Here is a 16,894-nt window from a genome sequence, read left to right on the forward strand (position 1 = left end):
GGCGCCTACAGTTGCGATTCGATCGGCAGCCAGCCCAGCAGCCACACCATCGAACGCATGCCCCAGCCGGTATCCGGCTCGGTATCGAGCACGGTTGGCGGTTCGGCATCGCGGTCGAGCCAGCGCAGGTGGCCTTCCCCGTCCAGGAACACCCAGTAGCTCTGGGCGGGGTCGGCGAGGTGCAGGTATTCCTCGACCAGCCGGCGGCCGATCTCCGGGTCATCGAAGATCACGCCCATCTCGGTGTTGAGGTAGACCGAGCGCGGGTCCAGGTTGAACGAGCCGACGAAGCCGCGGCGGTCGTCGACCACGAAGGCCTTGGTATGCAGGCTGGCGCCGCTGCTGCCGAACACGCCGGCGCGGTCCACCTTGCCCTGGGCCTTGAGCTCGTACAGCTTCACGCCTGACCTGAGCAGGTCCTCGCGGTAGCGCTTGTAGCCGCTGTGCACCGCGGCCACGTCATTGGCGGCCAGCGAGTTGGTGATGATGCCGACGTTGACGCCGCGCTGGACCATGCGGGAAAACGCCTCGCTGCCGGCATCGCCGGGCACGAAATAGGGCGAGATCAGCAGCGCCTTGCGCTGGGCCGAACGCAGTTCCTCGCCCAGCTGCTGCACCAGCCACTGCGATTCGTTGTCCTGCCCCTTTTTCAGCGGCGGGTCGGAGACGATGGCGACGCGGTCGCTCCAGGTCAACGGCATCTCGCGGGCCAGGTACTGGCCGATCGACGGCGAGCGCGCCACCCGAGCGAGGAAGACCCTGGCGCCGGGCTGCTGGCTCAGCCGCCTGCTGCCCTCCACCAGTTTTTGCATCTCCGTCGGGGTGTGGTGCACCAGCGTGCCGATCGGCACCGCCGCGGCGCTGTTCCAGAAACGGTCGAAGATGATCGAGGCCTGCTCCACGGCCGGGCCGGCAACCAGCAGGTCGAGATCGCGGAAGTTGACGTCGTTGCGGGCGTCGAAATACTCCTCGCCGATGTTGCGTCCGCCCACCACGGCGACGCGACCGTCGGCGATCCACGCCTTGTTGTGCATGCGGTAGTTGATGCTGAAGATCCGCTGCACCATCTCCACCAGCCGCCACAGGCCCTCGCGGTTGCGGAACGGGTTGTAGACGCGCAGCTCGATGTTGGGATGGGCATCAAGCGCGGCCAGCTGCAGGTCCATCCGCTTGGTGTTCATGTCATCGAGCAGGATGCGCACGCGCACGCCGCGCTCGGCCGCGGCGTGGATCTCACGGGCCAGCAGGTGGCCGGTAAGGTCGTTCTTCCACATGTAGTACTGCAGGTCCAGGCTGCGCCCGGCGTCGCGCGCGGTGACCGCGCGCACGGCAAAGGCATCCACGCCGGTGGAGACGAAGCCGATGCCGGATTTGCCGGGATGCCGGGCCAGTTCCGGAGCCAGCGCCCGGTCGATGGCGGTCTGCGCCGGCTGCACCGGCAGCGCATGTCCGGGCTGGCCCATCGATTGCGGGGTCAGGTGGTCGGCCAGCAGCAGGCCGCTGGTCACCAGCACGAACAGGACCAACAGTACGAACAGCAGGCAGCGCAGCAGGCGGCGCATGGGGTTCTCCAGGAAGAATGGCGACATCCTACCCAAGGCCTGATGACGCAGGCGCCACGGCGCTCAGAAGCGGCCGTCGCCCAGGTAACGCCACTGGCCTTCGGGCATCTTGCTCAGGCCGATGCGGCCGATGCGCAGGCGGCGGAGGCCAGTGGCCTCCAGCCCGGCCTGGCGGCACATGTCCTGCAGCTGGCCCGGCTGCACGTCCTTGATCGCAAAGCGCAGGCGGTTCTCGCTCTGCCAGCTGACCTTGCACGGCGGCAGCGTGCGGCCGCGGTAGGCCAGGCCATGGGCCAGCCTGCTCAGCGCCCACGGACTGGCTGTGCCCTGGACCTCGACCACGAATTCCTGTTCCAGCCCCGGCAGGTCTTCCTGCAGCAGCCGGCGCACGCGCCAGTCCTGGCTGAATACCACCAGCCCGCTGGCCATGTCCTCCAGCGGGGCGAGGGCTACGAGACGCTGGAAATGCCGGTGCAACGGGCGGACGCCGGTCTCGTCGGTCGCGGCGCGCCGGTCCGGCTCCAGCAGGGCGGCGGTGGCCGCCGCATCGATGCCGGCAGGCTTGTGCAGCAGCAACGTGGCCGGCTCGGCGGCTTCGGCGCTGGCCTCCGGGTCGAGTTTCACCGTCTCGGTGGTGACCATGGTCTGCGGGGCTTCGACGATCTGGCCGTCCACGCTGACCCAGCCGCCCTCGATGTACTGCCGGGCCTCGGCGCGCGAACAGCCGAGCAGTTCGACCAGGCGCTTGTCCAGGCGGGTGGGGTGGGTCATCGGAACACTCCTTGCGGCGGGGGGCGAGTTTAGCCCCCTCCGGGCACGGGCGGGCCGATTGCGTTACGCCCATGGCTGGCGCGTAATCGGCCGGTGTCGTCCCGCCGGGGAAAGCGGGACGGCGCGGGGAGAAGGTCCATCCACAGTGCCCGCGCAGCGCCGTCGCCGGCGGCGTGGCCGCGGGCCGGACAGGGGAGAGATCGTGAGCCAGAACGCCTTGATCGCCGTGACCACCGATGCCATCCGCGGCCTGCTGCAGGCCGCCGTGGGTGAGGCGGCACGGATAACGCTGAGCCATCCGGCGCAGTCGCGCGAAGGCGGTGACGCCCTCGGCCTGCAGTTGCTGCGCATCGGCCTGCCGCCGATGATGCGTTCGGTGCCGGTGATCGGTGCCGACGGCCGCCGCCTGCACGCGGTGCAGAACCTGCAGCTGGACTACCTGGTCGACCCGCGGACGTCCGATCCGCTGCAGGGCCAGCACCTGCTGGGCTGTGCGCTGGCCGCGCAGGCGCGGCAGCCCTCGCTGGACGTGCCGGTATTGACGCCGCTGCTGTCACGCCCGGACCTGCTGCAGAGCCTGCTGCCGGCCGTGCTGGGCATTACCCTGCGCGCGCTGGAGCTGCCGCTAGTGGAGCAGGCCTCGCTGTGGTCGGCGTTGGGTGCACCGGCCCACGCGGCGCTGTTCTGGCGCGCCGAGGTGACCTGGCAGGCGCAGTAGCGCTCAGCGCCCGCTGCAGTCCAAGTGGGTCAGGTACAGGCGCAGGTCGAATTCGAGCTGGTGGTAGTCCGGTTCCATGTGCCGGCACAGCTGGTAGAAGGCCTTGTTGTGGTCAGCCTCCTTCAGGTGCGCCAGCTCGTGCACCACGATCATCCTCAGGAACGCGGCCGGGGCGTCGCGGAACACGCTGGCGATGCGGATCTCGCGGCTGGCCTTGAGCCGGCTGCCCTGCACGCGGGACACCGTGGTGTGGGTACCCAGCGCATGCTTGAGCACCTGCAGGCGGTTGTCGTAGAGCACCTTGCCCAGCGGCGCGGACTGGCGCAGGTAGCGGTCCTTCAGGTCCTGCACGTAGTCATACAGCTGGCGGTCGTTGCGCACCGCGTGCGGCTCGGGATGGCGCTGCTGGATCACCGCGCCCAGCTGGTCCTGCTCGATCAGGATGCGCACCTTGTCCAGCACGTGCGGTGGATAGCCACCCAGGTACTTCAGTGCTTGCATCGGCTCGGTGGGGACGTCGCGGGAAGGGGCCAGTATGATGACATCCCGGCAACAACCCACGTACGCACATGGCCAAGGCCAACCCCCTCCAGGAACAACTGCTCAAGGCCGGTCTGGTCAAGAAGTCCGCCGTGGCCCAGGTCGCGCGCGAGCAGGTCAAGGCCGCCCACGCCAAGGGCCCGAAGGGGCCGAGCCAGAGCCAGATCGAGGCCGAGCGCGCCCGCGCCGAGAAGGCCGAGCGTGACCGCCAGATCGCCGCCGAGCGCAACGCCCAGCGCCGTGCCGCCGAACTGCGCGCCCAGGCCCGGCAGATCATCAACGACAAGCGCGTGCCGCTGACCGGCGAGGTGGAATACCGCTTCGAGCACGGTGGGGCGATCCGCACCCTGCTGATAACCGAGGCATTGCGCAAGCAGGTGATCGACGCGGCCCTGGTGGTCGTGGTCCACGGTGACGGCTACGCGCTGCTGCCGCGCGCGGCTGCGGTCAAGGTGCGTGAGCGCGACGAAAGCCTGGTCGCGCTGGACAACGCCGCGCGTGACTACGTCGAACCGTCCACCGGCAATGCCGAGGACGACGCCTACTACGCGCAGTTCCAGGTGCCCGACGACCTGGTCTGGTAAGCGTTTGGCGGGGCTTGCAGACCCGCGTTTTCTTTAATCGGATATGGCTATTGCTGGCATCCGATCATTCGATTTCCCAGCGGCGTCCTGAATGGGAATCCTTGCAGCCCTCGCAAGGAGTCCCTTCATGAAGAAAAGCCCCCTGTTCCTCGCGCTTGCCCTGGCAGGCGCCGCGCTGGCCAACACTGTCGTTGCCGGCAACCTGACCCGCGACAACGGCGCCCTGGTCGGCGACAACCAGAACTCGCAGACCGCCGGGGCCAACGGCCCGGTCCTGCTGCAGGACGTGCACCTGATCCAGAAGCTGCAGCGCTTCGACCGCGAGCGCATCCCCGAGCGCGTGGTCCACGCCCGTGGCACCGGCGCCTATGGCGTGTTCACCGCCTCGGAAGACCTGTCCGAGCTGACCCAGGCCTCGCTGTTCACCGCCGGCAAGCAGACGCCGGTGTTCGTCCGCTTCTCCTCGGTGGTGCACGGCAACCACAGCCCGGAAACCCTGCGTGACCCGCGCGGTTTCGCGGTCAAGTTCTACACCGAGCAGGGCAACTGGGACCTGGTCGGCAACAACTTCCCGACCTTCTTCATCCGTGATGCCATCAAGTTCCCCGACATGGTCCACGCCTTCAAGCCGGACCCGGACAAGAACTACGGCACCAACAAGACCCTGTTCGACTTCTTCCAGCACGTGCCGGAAGCGACCCGTACCCTGACCCTGCTGTTCTCCAACGAGGGCACCCCGGCCAGCTACCGCGAGATGGACGGCTCCTCGGTCCACGCCTACAAGCTGGTCGATGGCGAGGGCAAGTTCCGCTACGTCAAGTTCACCTGGAAGAGCCAGCAGGGCGTGCGCAACCACGACCCGAAGCAGGCCGAAATGGTGCAGGGCAAGGACTTCAACCACATGTCGCGCGACCTGATCGAAGCGATCAACGCCGGCAAGTTCCCCAAGTGGGACCTGTACCTGCAGGTGCTGGAAGCCGACCAGCTGGCCAGGTTCGAGTTCGATCCGCTGGACGCCACCAAGATCTGGCCGGAATCGCTGGTTCCGGCCCGCAAGATCGGCACGATGGAGTTGAACCGCAACCCGGCCAACATCTTCCAGGAAACCGAGCAGGTCGCGATGGCCCCGGCCAACACCATTCCGGGCATCGAGCCGTCGGAAGACCGCCTGCTGCAGGGCCGCGTGTTCTCCTACGCCGACACCCAGATGTACCGCCTGGGCGCCAACCACATGCAGCTGCCGATCAACCGTCCGCTGGTCAAGATCAACTCGAACAACCAGAACGGCGCGATGAACGTTGGTGCGCGCAGCGGTGAAGTGAACTACGAGCCGAGCAGCAACCAGCCGCGACCGCAGGTGCCCACCGCCCGCTACAGCAACCTGCCGCTGGAAGGCGTCACCCAGCAGCGCAAGATCGCCCGCGAGCAGAACTTCAAGCAGGCCGGCGAGCTGTTCCGCAGCTATGACAAGAAGATGCAGGCCGACCTGATCCAGTCGCTGGGTTCAGCGCTGAGTGAGGCCGACGATGCGGCCAGGTACGCCATGCTGTCGTACTTCTACAAGGCCGATGCCAGGTACGGCGAAGGCCTGACCCGCGTGGCCAAGGGCGATCTGGCCCGCGTCCGTGAACTGGCTTCCAGGCTGGTCGACTGATGTCTCCCGGCCGGGCGGCTGCACGCCGCCCGGTCCGGACTGTCGTGAGGAAACGAGATGAAGCGAACCTTTGCCCTGGTGTTGTCCGCCCTGCTGGGCCTGGCCAGCCTGCCGGCCCTGGCCGCCGACACCGTTGCGTCCGATCCGGTGGCGCTGCGCCAGCAGCTGGACACCTATCTTTTCGATGCTGCACGCGCGGGCGACACCGCGATGCTGGCCGAGTTCATCGCCAGCGGCTATGACCTCAATCGCCAGGACGCCAAGGGCTATACCGCCCTGATCCTGGCCGCCTACAACGGCCGCAAGGCCGCGGTGACCCAGCTGCTCCAGGCCGGCGCCGATCCCTGCGTGGAAGACAAGCGCGGCAACACCGCCTTGCTGGGCGCGATCTTCAAGGGCGAGATCACGATCTCGCGCCAGCTGATGGCGGCCGAGTGCGCGACCAACCACCGCAACCATGCCGGCCAGACCCCGGCGATGTACGCGGTGCTGTTCCAGCGTGCCGAGATCCTGGAGGAGCTGCGCAAGCGCGGCGCCGACATGGACGCGCGCGATGCAGCCGGCAACAGCGTGCAGTCGCTGGCCCGCGGCGAGTTCGCCCAGCCATCGCGCTGAGCCTGCTTCCAATGAATGGGTGACACGGCACCGGCGACGGTGCCGTTGTCATGTCAGGCCGTCGCCAGCGTTGCGCCGGGCCGGGTGCAGGCGCGCAGCTCGGCCTGGAGGTGGGCGAAGGCGCGCCACTCCATGGCCTGCAGCAGCGCCACCTGCGCAGGCGGCAGGCCCTCGGTGAGCGTGGCGGCGCCGAAGTCGCTGAGCACCACGTCGCCGCCGTGCAGATCCCACAGCAGGTTGTGGGCGTACAGGTCGCCATGCACCACGCCGCGGGCGTGCAGGTGGGTGACCGCCGCATGGACCTGGGCGAGCAGGTGTTCGGCCTGGGCGGGCGAAAGGTGGAAACCGGCTGGATAGACATCGCGGGTGCAGCTGTCCAGGTCCGGAGGCCCGGCCAGTGCGACGAAGCTGTCGGGCAGCAGTGGCAGGGCCGTGGCCAGGCCGGCATCGGCGCGGCCATCCACCCGCGCCAGCGGGGTCAGCAACTGCGGGTGGCTGCCCGCACGCAGGCCGGCGGCCAGTTCGCTGGCCGGCGTGCCGTCGCTGGTCTGGGCGGCCTTGAACAGTTTCAGCGCGACGGGCTGGCCGCTGTGGCGATGGCGCGCGCGATGGATGCGGCCGCTGGCGCCTTCACCCAGCAGTTCGCCCGGCTCCAGTGCGTCCATCGGCCACGCGCTTGCCTCCGCATCCTGCAGCGCGTGTGTCTCGGCAGCGGCGGTGAGCGGATTGCCTGCGAGCGCCAGCCAGCACAGCGCCGGCAGCGCGAACAATGACGGCGGGATCGCCTCGAAGCGGTTGCCGGCCAGGCGCACCAGTTCCAGTTGCGTGCAACCGGACAGATCCGGCAGTTCCTCAAGCTCGTTGCAGGAGAGCATCAGCTTCTGCAGGCGCGGGCGCTGGCCCAGCGCAGCGGGCAGGTTGCGGATGTGGTTGCCGGTGAGGATCAGCCAGCGTAGAGCCGGCGGCAGGCTGTCGGCGGGCACCTCGCTGATGGCGCAGGCCTTGAAGCCGACCATTTCCAGCGCCGGGCACTGGCCCAGCACGGGCGGCAGGCGGGTGAACGGGTTGTCCGAGGCAAACAGCACGCGCAACCGGGTGAAGCGGTGCAGGTCGTCGGGCAACGCGCTGAGCGCATTGCCGGACAGGTCGAGCAGTTCCAGCGTGTCGGCCAGCTCGAACAACTGCCGGGGAAATTCGCCCAGTCCGAGGTGGGTGAGGCGCACCTGCGTGGCGCCGGCCAGCGCGCCGCGCTCGAGGTCATCAAGGGTATGCATGGGCGCGCAGTGTAGCGGTGTGCGCCTGCCACTTTGCAGCGAGGCACAATGCAGGAGCAGCAGCCAGCGCATTGACCAAGGGTTCACAGCGGCGGGTGCAGCGTGGCAACGTGGTGTCGTGGAGGCGAGGCAATGGCAACGGGTTGGGCAGGTGATGGTGCGGTCCAGGACCAGATCGACGCGACGGTCGACGATGCGATCAAGCGGGCGCGCAGCAGGCTGCCGTCCGGACCGAGCCTGGAGTACTGCGAGGAATGCGGCGAACTGATCCCCGAAGCGCGCCGCAAGGCCGTGCCGGGCGTGCGCCTGTGCATTGCCTGCCAGCAGGCGCTGGACGAGGAAGACGGACCATCAGCCGGTTACAACCGCCGCGGCAGCAAGGACAGCCAGCTGCGCTGACCGACTGCTCAGTGTGGGCGCGTATCCACGTGGAAGCTCGCCGCGTGCCGGTGCATGGTGCGCAGCCACCACAGCCCGGCCGCCAGCGCCAGCACGCCACCGACCAGGCCGATGTGGCGCAGGCCGACGTGCAGGCTGACCTGGCTGCCGATCAGCGCACCGGCGCCGATGCCGATGTTGAAGATGCCCGAAAACAGCGACATCGCCACGTCGGTGGCGTCCGAGGCCAGGTGCAGCACCTTGGACTGCATGGACAGTGCCACGCAGATCATCGCCACGCCCCACACCGAGGCCAGCGCAGCCAGCGCCCAGGCACTGCCGGCGGCCGGTGCAAGCAGCAGCAGGCACAACGCCAGCGCCGCGATCGAGACCAGCAGGAAGCCGCGCGGCCAGCGCAGGCCCAGGCGCGAGAACAACATGCTGCCGACCAGACCCATGCCGCCGAACAACAGCAGCACCAGCGTGGTGACGTGGCTGCTGAAACCGGCCACCTGCTGCACGAACGGCTCGATGTAGCTGTAGGCGGTGAACTGCGCGGAGATCACCACCGCCACCAGCAGGTACAGGCCAGTCAATGCCGGGCGGCGGAACAGGACGGGCAGGCTCGACAGCGAACCGGCGTTCTGGCTCGGCAGCGGCGGCAGCAGGCGCGCCAGCACTGCCATCACCAGCAGCGCGACCGCGCCGATGCCCAGCATCGAGGTGCGCCAGTCCATTACCTCGCCGATCACCCGGCCCAGCGGGATGCCCAGCACCATCGCCATCGAGGTGCCGGTGGCCAGCAGGCCGAGTGCCTGCGGGCGCTTGCCCTGTGGCGCCACGCGCACCGCCAGCGAGGCGGTGATCGACCAGAACACCGCGTGCGCCAGCGCGATGCCGATGCGGCTGGCGATCAGCACCGGGAAGCTCCACGCCACCGCCGAAAGTCCGTGGCTGAGCACGAACAGCACGAACACGCCGAGCAGCAGCCGGCGCCGGTCCATGTTCCGGGTCAGCAGCATGCACGGCAGCGAGGTAAGCGCCACGACCCACGCATAGATCGTCAGCATCAGCCCGACATGCTCCACCGGCATGCCGAAGCTGGCACCAATGCCGCTGAGCAGCCCCACCGGCACGAATTCGCTGGTGTTGAAGATGAAGGCGCCCAGCGCCAGTGCGACCACGCTCAGCCAGCGCTGGCGGTCGTCACGCGTGGGGGAGTCGGGAATCGCGGAAGGCGCGCCAGCCGCCGGGGACGGGCACGTGGTGTCGTGGGAAGGCATGGGCAGGAGACTGCAGGGTGGGGAATCCCGCATGTGCGGGTGCAGCAATTCTGCCACGCCGGGCCGGTGGGGTAGTGAAACACTGCAGTGCGGTGCTCGCGCCGGTCAACCGGCTGGCACTGCTGCGACGACGGGGCCGGGATGCAGCATCTGCCGGTGCGTAGTGGTTTCGCCGATGACCTCGAAGCCGTTGCGGCGGTAAAGCCCCATTGCTGGGTTGACCTTCAGCACCTGCAGCCACACCGGCCTGCCGGGATTGCGGGCGAGCACCGCCTGCAGGAGGGCTCCGCCCATGCCGCGACGCTGCCAGGCAGGCAACAGGGCCAGCGACAGCAGGCGGACCGGGTCATTGTCCTCGTCGAGTACCAGCATTCCAACCGTTTGCCCGTCCAGTCGCAGGGTCCAGGTGAGCCGCGGCTGGAAGCCGGCAGCGAAGCGGGCTGCCTGGTCCACCTCGTCCCAGCCCCAGGTCGCCTCCACATGGTTACGCATCGCCGCGCGGTGTACCTGCCAGCAGGCATCCCGGTCCCCATCGCTGGCCGGGTGCAGCTGCAGCTGCGTGCCGGGCAGTTGCCACGGCGCGCGCGGGTCGGCGTCGGGGATCAACCATCCCCCTGCACGTCGCCGGCCACGGCCGTGCTCGGCCCCCAGCGTCGCGTTGCGCGCTGGAAGAACAGGCTGTTGGGAATCTGCACCAGGTTGTTGCCGGTGCCGCTGGTTTCCTCCAGCGTCGAATAGATCAGGTTGACGTCGATGACGCGGCCCTTGAAGCCGGGCTTCTCGCCGTTCTCGACCAGCTCGATGGTGTCGCCGATGCGGAACGGCCGCGTAGTGAAGATCAACAGCGTGCAGAAGATGTTGGACAGCACGCTCCATGCGGCGAAGAACGCCACCGCGCCGACCGCGGCAAAGCCGGTGAACGCCGTCCACAGCACGGTGGCCGACACACCCAGCTGGTCCAGGATCAGCACCAGCGAGGTGGTCCAGATCAGGAAGTTGGAGAGCCGCCGCGCGGCGATCTCAAGTTGCAGCGGCAGCGTGTAGTGGCGGCCGAGGCGCGCCAGCAGGTGCCTGGCAAGCAGCCGCATCAGCCAGGCGACGGCGAGGATCGCCATGATGTTCAACATGACCTGGAGGGTGCCAATCCACTGGTGCATCCAGGAAGGGAGGTATTGCTCGACCACGCACGATCTCCTTGCGATGCCGCGATTCGCTGAAGGGGCGGCGAGCGCAACGGTACCGGCAGGCAAGCATGGGGATCAATGCACGTGCTGGCGCGGCCCGTGCCGCCGGGGACGCAGGTGCGAGCAGGACATGTTGTGCCCCGCAAAACAGACACGGCGCCAGATCGGCGCCGAGCCAAAGGATGAAGGCCGCAGCGTTGCTCCGGCCGACACCCGGGCATTACTCGCTGATCTTCTTCAGCGTATTGGTATTGCCGAGCACTTCGATCTTGCCGCCTGCCTTGCGGAAGGCGGTCAGGTCGGCGGCAATGCGTTCGCGGCTCAGGCCGGAGCCGGACTGCTTGCGATCATTGCGGTCGACACGGGGCTGGCTCTTCAGTGACGAACGGGGCATGGAACCTCCTAGCGGTACTGGTCAGGGGAACACCGCGCTGCATCTGGTCCAGGTACTCATTGCGGACCTCGCGGCAATAGGGGCCGCCCATGGCGAACTGGCGGCAGATTGCGGGACGCTGCTCGTAGATCGTGCAGCGCAGGTGCAGGTTGTCCACGGCGACGCACCAGCCTTCCTCGTTGCGTGCCATCACGTGCAGGCCATCATCGTTGTATTCGGTGAGGTGGCCGGGAATGCGGTCCTCGGGCATCAGCACCACGGTCAGGCGGCAGCACACGGCATCGCAGCGGCTGCACGCGGTAGCGGGCGCGGGCCTCGGGGCGGCTGCGGCAGTGGCGGTGTGGGACTGTCCCACCGGCGGCCTCCTGGAAAGCGTGGGGCTCCGCGCTGGCGGAACCGGGCGTCTCGAGAGACGAAGCGACAGTCACTGCCGAAAGGGCAGCGGACCGAGACGGGGAAGATGCGGGAAAGGACGCAGCAAAGGCGCAGTAGCGCCGGGTGCGTGACGTGGAAACGGTCCGACCATACAGGACCGGGCGTAATTACTTGTTAATCGGGGGGCGAGGGTCAGCCCGCCGCAGCCAGCGCCAGACCCTGCACCACGCCGAAGGACGGGACGCCGTGGACCACGCGTGCACCCGGGAAGGCCCGCGCCACGGCGTCCTGGATGTAGCCGGCACGCGACATGCCGCCGGTCAGGAAAACCGCGTCCGGATCATGGCCGATGTCCTGGCGTACCTGCTGCAGCAGGGCGGCCAGTTCGCCAAGGTAGCCGGCTGCGGCCTCGGCCAGGCGCGGGGCGCTGGTTTCCACCTGCAGGTCGCGCTCGATGAAATCCAGCACGCTGGTGTGGGTCGGTTCGCTGCTCAATGCGATCTTGCAGCGTTCGACCTCGCGATACAGGCGCGCGGTGTTGCCGGTGTCCTGCAGTGCCTGCAGGCGGGTATCGAACGGTGCCGGTACCTCGTCATAGCGGTGCAGGCGGAATTCACGCTGGCGCGGCATGTCCTGGACCATGGCCGCCTCGACGTAATGGTGCGCGGGCACGCGGGTGATCCCGCGGCCGAACAGCGGCATGTAGCCGGCCAGGCTCAGCGCCAGGTCGATGTCGGTACCGCCGCGGGCAATACCCCAGGCACGATGGATCTTCGGTTGGCCGCTGCCGCCGACCTGGGCGTGGGCGACGTCGGTGGTGCCGCCGCCGATGTCCACGATCACCGCCTCGTGCGGCTGCGCGCTGCCGGCGTGGTAGTGCATGGCCGCGGCGGCCGGTTCCTCGAGGAACTCGATCTGGTCGAAGCCGGCGGCAATCGCCGCGCCGTGCAGGATCTCCAGCGCCTGTGCGTTGCCGGCCTCGCCGATCGAGCTGCGGAACTGCACCGGGCGACCCAGCACCGCGCTGCGCACCGGCACCTGCAGCTGCTGCGAGGCAGTCAGGCGAATGTGCTCGAGGATGTGGGTGGCGATGCCGGTGATGGTCTGCCGGGCGCGGGGATGCAGGTTGTAGCCGAGCATCGACTTTGGGCTCTGCACCAGGTTGCCCTCGTTCTCCTCGAAGTAGGCTTCCAGCGCCTCGTCGCCGTACACCGCATTCTGCAGCAGGGTGGTGGAGGACAGCGGCTCGCGCATGCGCTCTTCCATCCATTGCCGGCGCACGACGCGGATCGCGTCGCGGCGCAGCTGCTCGGCAGCGCGTTCCTGGCCGGCGGCACGGGCGTCGCGGCGGGCCGATTCCATCAGTTCGGCGACCTGGTGTTCCAGCGCCGGAGTCAGCTCGAAATCGGCCGGATCACGCATCACCTCCGGGAAGTACACCGTGGTGCGGAACTGCAGCGCCTCGCCGAAGCGGATCGGCATGACCGCACCGTCGACGACCGTCGCGGCGGCGGAGTTGCTGGTACCAAAGTCGATTCCGAGTTTCATGGTGCGGGCAGTGCAGGGGGGGCGCGCACTGTGGGCCAGTGCGCGCGCCGGTGCAAGCCGCGGGCCGCGGTGCGGCTAGTTGACCGGGTACACCGCCGCGACGGTGCACCAGGCGCCACCGGTGAGGATGCCGCCCGGCCGCGCGGTGCGGCCCAGCAGGTTGCCACCCGGATCCAGGGTTTCCTGCACGGCAACCACGCGGTCGCCCGGATTGCCGCAGATCACGCCCACGTCCATGCCGGACTGGAACTGCAACGGCGGGCTGGAGGTAAGCATGGGGCAACTGCCGGCCAGCTCGATCGCATAGACGCGGTTGCCGGCATTGCGGCTGGGCGAGACCTGCACCTGCAGCCCGTAGGGCGTTTCGTTCCAGCTGCGCATGTGGGTAGGGTTGAAGCAGTAGTCGGCGGTGCCGGCAAAGGCGCGTGCGTAACGGCGGCTGCGGTCGGTGCCGCTGCTGGCGGTTACCGTCACCGGGGCCAGCGTGTTGCGGTCATGGCCGGCGGCGCGCCGCGCATGGCGGGCGTATTCGCGGCTGTCGATCTCCTCCACGGCGGACACCGGGCAGCGCAGGCTTTCACCCTGGACGCTTTCGTTCGGTCCACCGCATGCCCAGCCCGCCGGCGCAACCAGCAGCGGCGAGGCTTCGGCGGCGATGCCGGGGCAACCCCCGACGAACTGCAGGCGGTAGAACCGCTGCGCGCTGGCAACCACGACCGAGGCCTCATCGCCCTGGTACATGCCGGTGATCTCCCGCGCATCCAGGCAGTGCGGAGCGGGCGGGATACGTGCCGGTATTTCCTGCGCGGCGGCGACAGGAGCGAGCAGGGCCAGTGACAGGCCGAGGGCAAGGGGGCGCGGGGTAGGCATGGGCAATCCTTCCGTGGGAAGGGAGCATCTATACCCCGATCCGCCGGCGGGTGTTGGGCCGGGGGCAGTCTTCACGCCGGTTAGAATGGCGGTTTTCCAAGGAGTCAGCAGATGTCCAGCGCCCCCGCCTGCCCCCAGTGTGGCCTCGAGAACACCTACGCCGATGGCGCGCTGTGGATCTGCGCCGATTGCGGCCACGAGTGGGCCGCCGGTGACGCCACCGGGGGCGAGGCACTGGTCGTGCGCGACAGCAACGGCAATGTGCTGGTTGCCGGTGACACCGTCACCGTGATCAAGGACCTCAAGGTCAAGGGCTCGTCGATCCCGCTCAAGCAGGGCACGGTGATCCGCAACATCCGCCTGGTCGAGGACGATGCCGAGCACATCGAAGGCAACTCGGACAAGATCAAGGGCCTGGTGCTGAAGACCTGCTTCCTGCGCAAGGCGTGACCGGCCGCCGGCCCATGACGGGCCGGTGACGCGTCAGTGCTGGGCGGTGCGCCTGCCCAGCCGGCGCAGGCTGTCGAGCTTGTCCTGGTAGCGGCCCTTGGTTTCGCTGCTCTGGGCCATGCGTTCGGCCAGCTGCAGTTCGCGCTCGGCGTTGCGGTCATTGCCGACCAGGAAATAACTGCGGGCCAGGCCGAAGTGGAACTGGTGGGCACTGGGATACAGCTCCACTGCGCGCCGGTAATGGCGGATGGCGGCGCTGTAGTCGCCCCTGTCCTCGGACTGGTTGCCGAGCATGAAGTGGTAGAACGGATCGCGCTGGCGCACCTTCTCCATGCGGGCGGCCAGCTGCGCAGCGCGCGCGTACTCGCCGCGACGCTTGTGCAGTGCAGTGGCATTGGCCAGTGCGGCCGGGTTCTTCGGGTCGATGGACAGCGCGGTCTGGTAATGGCGCACCGCGTCCTCGTCGTTGCCCAGGCGCGAATGCAGCACGCCCAGGTTGTTCCAGGTGGAGGTGAAGCGTGGCTCCAGGCTCAGCGCCATCGCGTAGTGGGCCTTGGCGGCCTCCACTTTCTCCATCGCCATCAGCTCGGCGCCGCGGTTGTTGTAGAAGTGGGCCAGGGCACGGATGTCGCTGATCGGGCGCGGCCCGCGGCGGTCGTAGAGCACGTTGCGGTCCAGGTCCACGGTGCCCTTGCGGCCGGCGACGTCCAGGCCGACGTTGACGTGGCCGGCGTTGTAGATCAGTCCCTTGTCCTGGTACCAGGTCACCACCTGGCGAACTTCCTGCACGCGTGCATCCAGCCCGGCCTCGCGCGCCAGGGCGACGAACAGCAGGGTGAAGGACAGGCAGTTGGCGCGACGCGTGGCGAAGGTTTCGGCCACAGTCTGCGTGGCCTCGGCGTCGTACTCCAGCTCCAGCCCTCCGGGCAGCAGGACCATTTCCACCAACCGGTACAGGCGCTGCTCGGGCGAGCGCACCGGGGTGATGCGTTCGTGCAGCATCTGCTTGAGGGCCGGCGGAATCGCCATCACCTGTTCCGGGGCCGGGGTGGCTGGTTCCGGCAATACCGGCGCGGATGGCGGCGGGGCCAGCGTCGTGGCGGCCAGGAAGGCCAGTGCGCTCAATCCGATCATGGCAGGCACCTCGCAGGGGGCGGCATCCCCGTCGGACCGAGTGTATGCCCGTGCGGGGCGGATGTGGATTGAGGAATTTCATCCACACCCGGTGTGGATCAGCGCCGGACAAACATGTGGATAACCCGCCGCAGCCCGCATCGGGCAAGGCCCTTCCAATGGCTGGTCAAAAAATGACCAGGTCGGGAATCGTGGCCCGCAACCCGGCGGGCCGGGGAGGAGAGTGGTCTGGTAGTATCCGCGGCCTTCGATACATGCCCGTGCACGGCTGTGGGTCCATCGCCGCGACCCGCGTTTCCATGAACAAGCCACTTCCTTCCGCCACTGCGCAGATGTTGCTGGGATTCGGCGACGACATCCCCACCGAGCGCCTGTTCTTCGCGGTGATGCCCGATGCGCATACCGCTGCCCGCATCATCGAACTGGCCGCGGGGCTGTGCGAGGAACACGGGCTGGTGGGCAAGCTGCTGCATCGCGATCGCCTGCACGTGACCCTGCACCATGTCGGCGATTTCGCCGGGATCCCGCCGGCCCTGCTGGCGCGGGTGCAGCAGGCTGCCGGGCGGGTGAGGATGCCCGCCTTCGAGGTGTGCTTCGACCAGGTAGGCAGTTTTGCCGGACGCCGGCAGAACCCATTCGTGCTGCGTGGCGAATCGGGCGTGGAGCACCTGCATTCATTGCAGCAGGCGCTCGCCCGCTCCCTGCAGGGCGTGGGTGGCAAGCCTGGGCATGCGTTCACCCCGCACATGACCCTGTTGTACGACCAGCGCCACCTGCCGCTGCAGCCGGTGCAGCCGCTGCGCTGGCACGTGGGCGAGTTCCTGCTGGTCCGCAGCTTCCTCGGCCAGACCCGTTACCAGCTGGAAGGGCGCTGGCAGCTGGGCTGAGCGCTTGCGCCGCCCGCGTGCGCTGGCAAGATGGCCGGCATGCCTGATGCTCCGCTGATCCTTCCCGCCGCGCAGCTGGCCGAACTGGGGGCCGCCTACGCCGATCCACCGCGGGCGTATCACAACTTTGGTCACGTGCAGGCACTGCTGCGCCACTTCGACGAGGTTGCGGCCGGCCCCGGCTGGCAGCAGCCGCGCGAGGTCTACCTGGCCATCCTCTACCACGACGCGATCTACCAGGCCGGGCGCAGCGACAACGAGGAACGTTCGGCGCAACTGGCCGCGCGGGCCATCGCCCAGTGGCTGCCCGATCACGCCATCGACAGCGAACGGGTCATCGAACTGATCCGCCTGACCGCCCGCCACGGCCAGCTGCGGCCCCAGGACGTGGATGCCGAGGCCGCGTTGTTCCTGGATTGCGACATGGCGATCCTCGCCGCGCCGGCCGATGTGTTTGATGCCTACGACCGCGGCATCGCCGAGGAGTACCGGGGCAAGGTCCCGGGGCTGCTGTTCCGGATCAACCGCCGCCGCTTCCTCAAGGGCGTGCTCGCCCAGCCGCGGATCTTTCTCAGCGACTTCTTCCACGCGCGCTGCGATGCGGCGGCACGGGCCAACCTGCGCCGTGCCACAGGCTGAGCAACGGCCCTGCGCACGGGCGCTCCGGGCCTGC

The 16,894-nt window shown here is 68.4% G+C and carries 20 protein-coding genes; 8 read left to right on the forward strand and 12 right to left on the reverse strand.

Annotation, left to right across the window (positions count from 1 at the left end; all coding sequences use genetic code 11):
* Positions 1–5: 5 nt before the first annotated feature.
* Positions 6–1,562, reverse strand: a complete 1,557-nt coding sequence (locus LG380_RS01640; RefSeq protein ID WP_225763303.1) for a phospholipase D family protein — start codon at positions 1,560–1,562, stop codon at positions 6–8.
* A 63-nt stretch (positions 1,563–1,625) separates the two neighbouring features.
* On the reverse strand, positions 1,626–2,333 hold the full coding sequence (locus LG380_RS01645; protein ID WP_225763304.1) for an rRNA pseudouridine synthase: 708 nt from the start codon (positions 2,331–2,333) through the stop codon (positions 1,626–1,628).
* 202 nt (positions 2,334–2,535) lie between these two features.
* Here LG380_RS01645 and LG380_RS01650 point away from each other — a divergent pair, with 202 nt between their 5' ends.
* Positions 2,536–3,051, forward strand: coding sequence for a Pvc16 family protein (locus LG380_RS01650; protein ID WP_225763305.1), 516 nt, complete (start codon positions 2,536–2,538; stop codon positions 3,049–3,051).
* A 3-nt stretch (positions 3,052–3,054) separates the two neighbouring features.
* Here LG380_RS01650 and LG380_RS01655 read toward each other — a convergent pair whose 3' ends face one another.
* Complete coding sequence (locus LG380_RS01655) at positions 3,055–3,552, reverse strand: M48 family metallopeptidase (RefSeq protein WP_225763306.1); 498 nt, start codon at positions 3,550–3,552, stop codon at positions 3,055–3,057.
* A gap of 68 nt (positions 3,553–3,620) precedes the next feature.
* On the opposite strand from LG380_RS01655, the gene LG380_RS01660 reads away from it, so the two are divergent.
* The 3 genes from LG380_RS01660 to LG380_RS01670 all read left to right on the forward strand — a co-directional run bounded on the left by LG380_RS01660 (position 3,621) and on the right by LG380_RS01670 (position 6,444).
* The gene (locus LG380_RS01660) at positions 3,621–4,175 is read left to right on the forward strand and encodes a DUF2058 domain-containing protein (RefSeq protein ID WP_225763307.1); all 555 of its coding nucleotides are present in this window, start codon (positions 3,621–3,623) and stop codon (positions 4,173–4,175) included.
* Between the two features lie 142 nt (positions 4,176–4,317).
* Positions 4,318–5,829 carry a catalase gene (locus tag LG380_RS01665; protein ID WP_318780092.1) on the forward strand — a complete coding sequence of 504 codons (1,512 nt, stop codon included), beginning with the start codon at positions 4,318–4,320 and terminating at the stop codon, positions 5,827–5,829.
* Between the two features lie 57 nt (positions 5,830–5,886).
* The gene (locus LG380_RS01670) at positions 5,887–6,444 is read left to right on the forward strand and encodes an ankyrin repeat domain-containing protein (RefSeq protein WP_225763309.1); all 558 of its coding nucleotides are present in this window, start codon (positions 5,887–5,889) and stop codon (positions 6,442–6,444) included.
* Between the two features lie 53 nt (positions 6,445–6,497).
* Here the strand turns inward: LG380_RS01670 and LG380_RS01675 are convergent, their stop codons facing one another.
* Positions 6,498–7,718, reverse strand: a complete 1,221-nt coding sequence (locus LG380_RS01675; protein ID WP_225763310.1) for a leucine-rich repeat-containing protein kinase family protein — start codon at positions 7,716–7,718, stop codon at positions 6,498–6,500.
* A 132-nt stretch (positions 7,719–7,850) separates the two neighbouring features.
* Between LG380_RS01675 and LG380_RS01680 the strand changes: the two genes are divergently transcribed.
* A complete protein-coding gene (locus tag LG380_RS01680) occupies positions 7,851–8,117 on the forward strand; it encodes a DksA/TraR family C4-type zinc finger protein (protein ID WP_225763311.1) in 267 nt (88 codons plus the stop codon).
* An 8-nt stretch (positions 8,118–8,125) separates the two neighbouring features.
* Here the strand turns inward: LG380_RS01680 and LG380_RS01685 are convergent, their stop codons facing one another.
* The 7 genes from LG380_RS01685 to LG380_RS01715 form a co-directional block, all read right to left on the reverse strand.
* Positions 8,126–9,379 carry a sugar transporter gene (locus LG380_RS01685; protein WP_225763312.1) on the reverse strand — a complete coding sequence of 418 codons (1,254 nt, stop codon included), beginning with the start codon at positions 9,377–9,379 and terminating at the stop codon, positions 8,126–8,128.
* 105 nt (positions 9,380–9,484) lie between these two features.
* Positions 9,485–9,985 carry a GNAT family N-acetyltransferase gene (locus LG380_RS01690; RefSeq protein ID WP_225763313.1) on the reverse strand — a complete coding sequence of 167 codons (501 nt, stop codon included), beginning with the start codon at positions 9,983–9,985 and terminating at the stop codon, positions 9,485–9,487.
* Positions 9,982–10,536 carry a mechanosensitive ion channel domain-containing protein gene (locus LG380_RS01695; RefSeq protein WP_225766407.1) on the reverse strand — a complete coding sequence of 185 codons (555 nt, stop codon included), beginning with the start codon at positions 10,534–10,536 and terminating at the stop codon, positions 9,982–9,984. The genes LG380_RS01690 and LG380_RS01695 overlap by 4 nt, the downstream gene beginning before the upstream one ends.
* 247 nt (positions 10,537–10,783) lie before the next feature.
* Positions 10,784–10,957 (reverse strand): hypothetical protein, encoded by a 174-nt coding sequence (locus tag LG380_RS01700; protein ID WP_225763314.1) that lies wholly within the window; start codon positions 10,955–10,957, stop codon positions 10,784–10,786.
* Positions 10,911–11,312 carry a YkgJ family cysteine cluster protein gene (locus LG380_RS01705; protein ID WP_225763315.1) on the reverse strand — a complete coding sequence of 134 codons (402 nt, stop codon included), beginning with the start codon at positions 11,310–11,312 and terminating at the stop codon, positions 10,911–10,913. Before LG380_RS01705 ends, LG380_RS01700 begins: the two co-directional genes overlap by 47 nt.
* A 212-nt stretch (positions 11,313–11,524) precedes the next feature.
* Positions 11,525–12,880, reverse strand: coding sequence for an Hsp70 family protein (locus LG380_RS01710; protein WP_225763316.1), 1,356 nt, complete (start codon positions 12,878–12,880; stop codon positions 11,525–11,527).
* Between the two features lie 75 nt (positions 12,881–12,955).
* Entirely contained in the window at positions 12,956–13,750 is a 795-nt protein-coding gene (locus LG380_RS01715) for a hypothetical protein (protein WP_225763317.1), read from the reverse strand.
* Between the two features lie 111 nt (positions 13,751–13,861).
* Between LG380_RS01715 and LG380_RS01720 the strand changes: the two genes are divergently transcribed.
* Positions 13,862–14,200 (forward strand): zinc ribbon domain-containing protein YjdM, encoded by a 339-nt coding sequence (locus LG380_RS01720; protein ID WP_225763318.1) that lies wholly within the window; start codon positions 13,862–13,864, stop codon positions 14,198–14,200.
* Positions 14,201–14,233: 33 nt separating this feature from the next.
* On the opposite strand, the gene LG380_RS01725 is transcribed toward LG380_RS01720, so the two are convergent.
* The gene (locus LG380_RS01725) at positions 14,234–15,334 is read right to left on the reverse strand and encodes a tetratricopeptide repeat protein (protein ID WP_225763319.1); all 1,101 of its coding nucleotides are present in this window, start codon (positions 15,332–15,334) and stop codon (positions 14,234–14,236) included.
* A 299-nt stretch (positions 15,335–15,633) separates the two neighbouring features.
* Here LG380_RS01725 and thpR point away from each other — a divergent pair, with 299 nt between their 5' ends.
* Positions 15,634–16,221 (forward strand): RNA 2',3'-cyclic phosphodiesterase, encoded by a 588-nt coding sequence (gene thpR, locus LG380_RS01730; protein WP_225763320.1) that lies wholly within the window; start codon positions 15,634–15,636, stop codon positions 16,219–16,221.
* 39 nt (positions 16,222–16,260) lie between these two features.
* Complete coding sequence (locus tag LG380_RS01735; protein ID WP_225763321.1) at positions 16,261–16,860, forward strand: hypothetical protein; 600 nt, start codon at positions 16,261–16,263, stop codon at positions 16,858–16,860.
* The last annotated feature ends 34 nt before the right edge of the window (positions 16,861–16,894 follow it).

The sequence above is a fragment of the Stenotrophomonas sp. Marseille-Q4652 genome (assembly GCF_916618915.1).
Taxonomy (GTDB): Bacteria; Pseudomonadota; Gammaproteobacteria; order Xanthomonadales; family Xanthomonadaceae; genus Stenotrophomonas.

Bases quoted from the DNA above. Each gene is read 5' to 3' on its own strand.
- LG380_RS01640 (WP_225763303.1), bottom strand. From the start codon at position 1,562: ATGCGCCGCCTGCTGCGCTGCCTGCTGTTCGTACTGTTGGTCCTGTTC.
- LG380_RS01645 (WP_225763304.1), bottom strand. From the start codon at position 2,333: ATGACCCACCCCACCCGCCTGGACAAGCGCCTGGTCGAACTGCTCGGC.
- LG380_RS01655 (WP_225763306.1), bottom strand. From the start codon at position 3,552: ATGCAAGCACTGAAGTACCTGGGTGGCTATCCACCGCACGTGCTGGAC.
- LG380_RS01660 (WP_225763307.1), top strand. From the start codon at position 3,621: ATGGCCAAGGCCAACCCCCTCCAGGAACAACTGCTCAAGGCCGGTCTG.
- LG380_RS01670 (WP_225763309.1), top strand. From the start codon at position 5,887: ATGAAGCGAACCTTTGCCCTGGTGTTGTCCGCCCTGCTGGGCCTGGCC.
- LG380_RS01675 (WP_225763310.1), bottom strand. From the start codon at position 7,718: ATGCATACCCTTGATGACCTCGAGCGCGGCGCGCTGGCCGGCGCCACG.
- LG380_RS01680 (WP_225763311.1), top strand. From the start codon at position 7,851: ATGGCAACGGGTTGGGCAGGTGATGGTGCGGTCCAGGACCAGATCGAC.
- LG380_RS01685 (WP_225763312.1), bottom strand. From the start codon at position 9,379: ATGCCTTCCCACGACACCACGTGCCCGTCCCCGGCGGCTGGCGCGCCT.
- LG380_RS01695 (WP_225766407.1), bottom strand. From the start codon at position 10,536: ATGCACCAGTGGATTGGCACCCTCCAGGTCATGTTGAACATCATGGCG.
- LG380_RS01700 (WP_225763314.1), bottom strand. From the start codon at position 10,957: ATGCCCCGTTCGTCACTGAAGAGCCAGCCCCGTGTCGACCGCAATGAT.
- LG380_RS01710 (WP_225763316.1), bottom strand. From the start codon at position 12,880: ATGAAACTCGGAATCGACTTTGGTACCAGCAACTCCGCCGCCGCGACG.
- LG380_RS01715 (WP_225763317.1), bottom strand. From the start codon at position 13,750: ATGCCTACCCCGCGCCCCCTTGCCCTCGGCCTGTCACTGGCCCTGCTC.
- LG380_RS01720 (WP_225763318.1), top strand. From the start codon at position 13,862: ATGTCCAGCGCCCCCGCCTGCCCCCAGTGTGGCCTCGAGAACACCTAC.
- LG380_RS01725 (WP_225763319.1), bottom strand. From the start codon at position 15,334: ATGATCGGATTGAGCGCACTGGCCTTCCTGGCCGCCACGACGCTGGCC.
- thpR (WP_225763320.1), top strand. From the start codon at position 15,634: ATGAACAAGCCACTTCCTTCCGCCACTGCGCAGATGTTGCTGGGATTC.
- LG380_RS01735 (WP_225763321.1), top strand. From the start codon at position 16,261: ATGCCTGATGCTCCGCTGATCCTTCCCGCCGCGCAGCTGGCCGAACTG.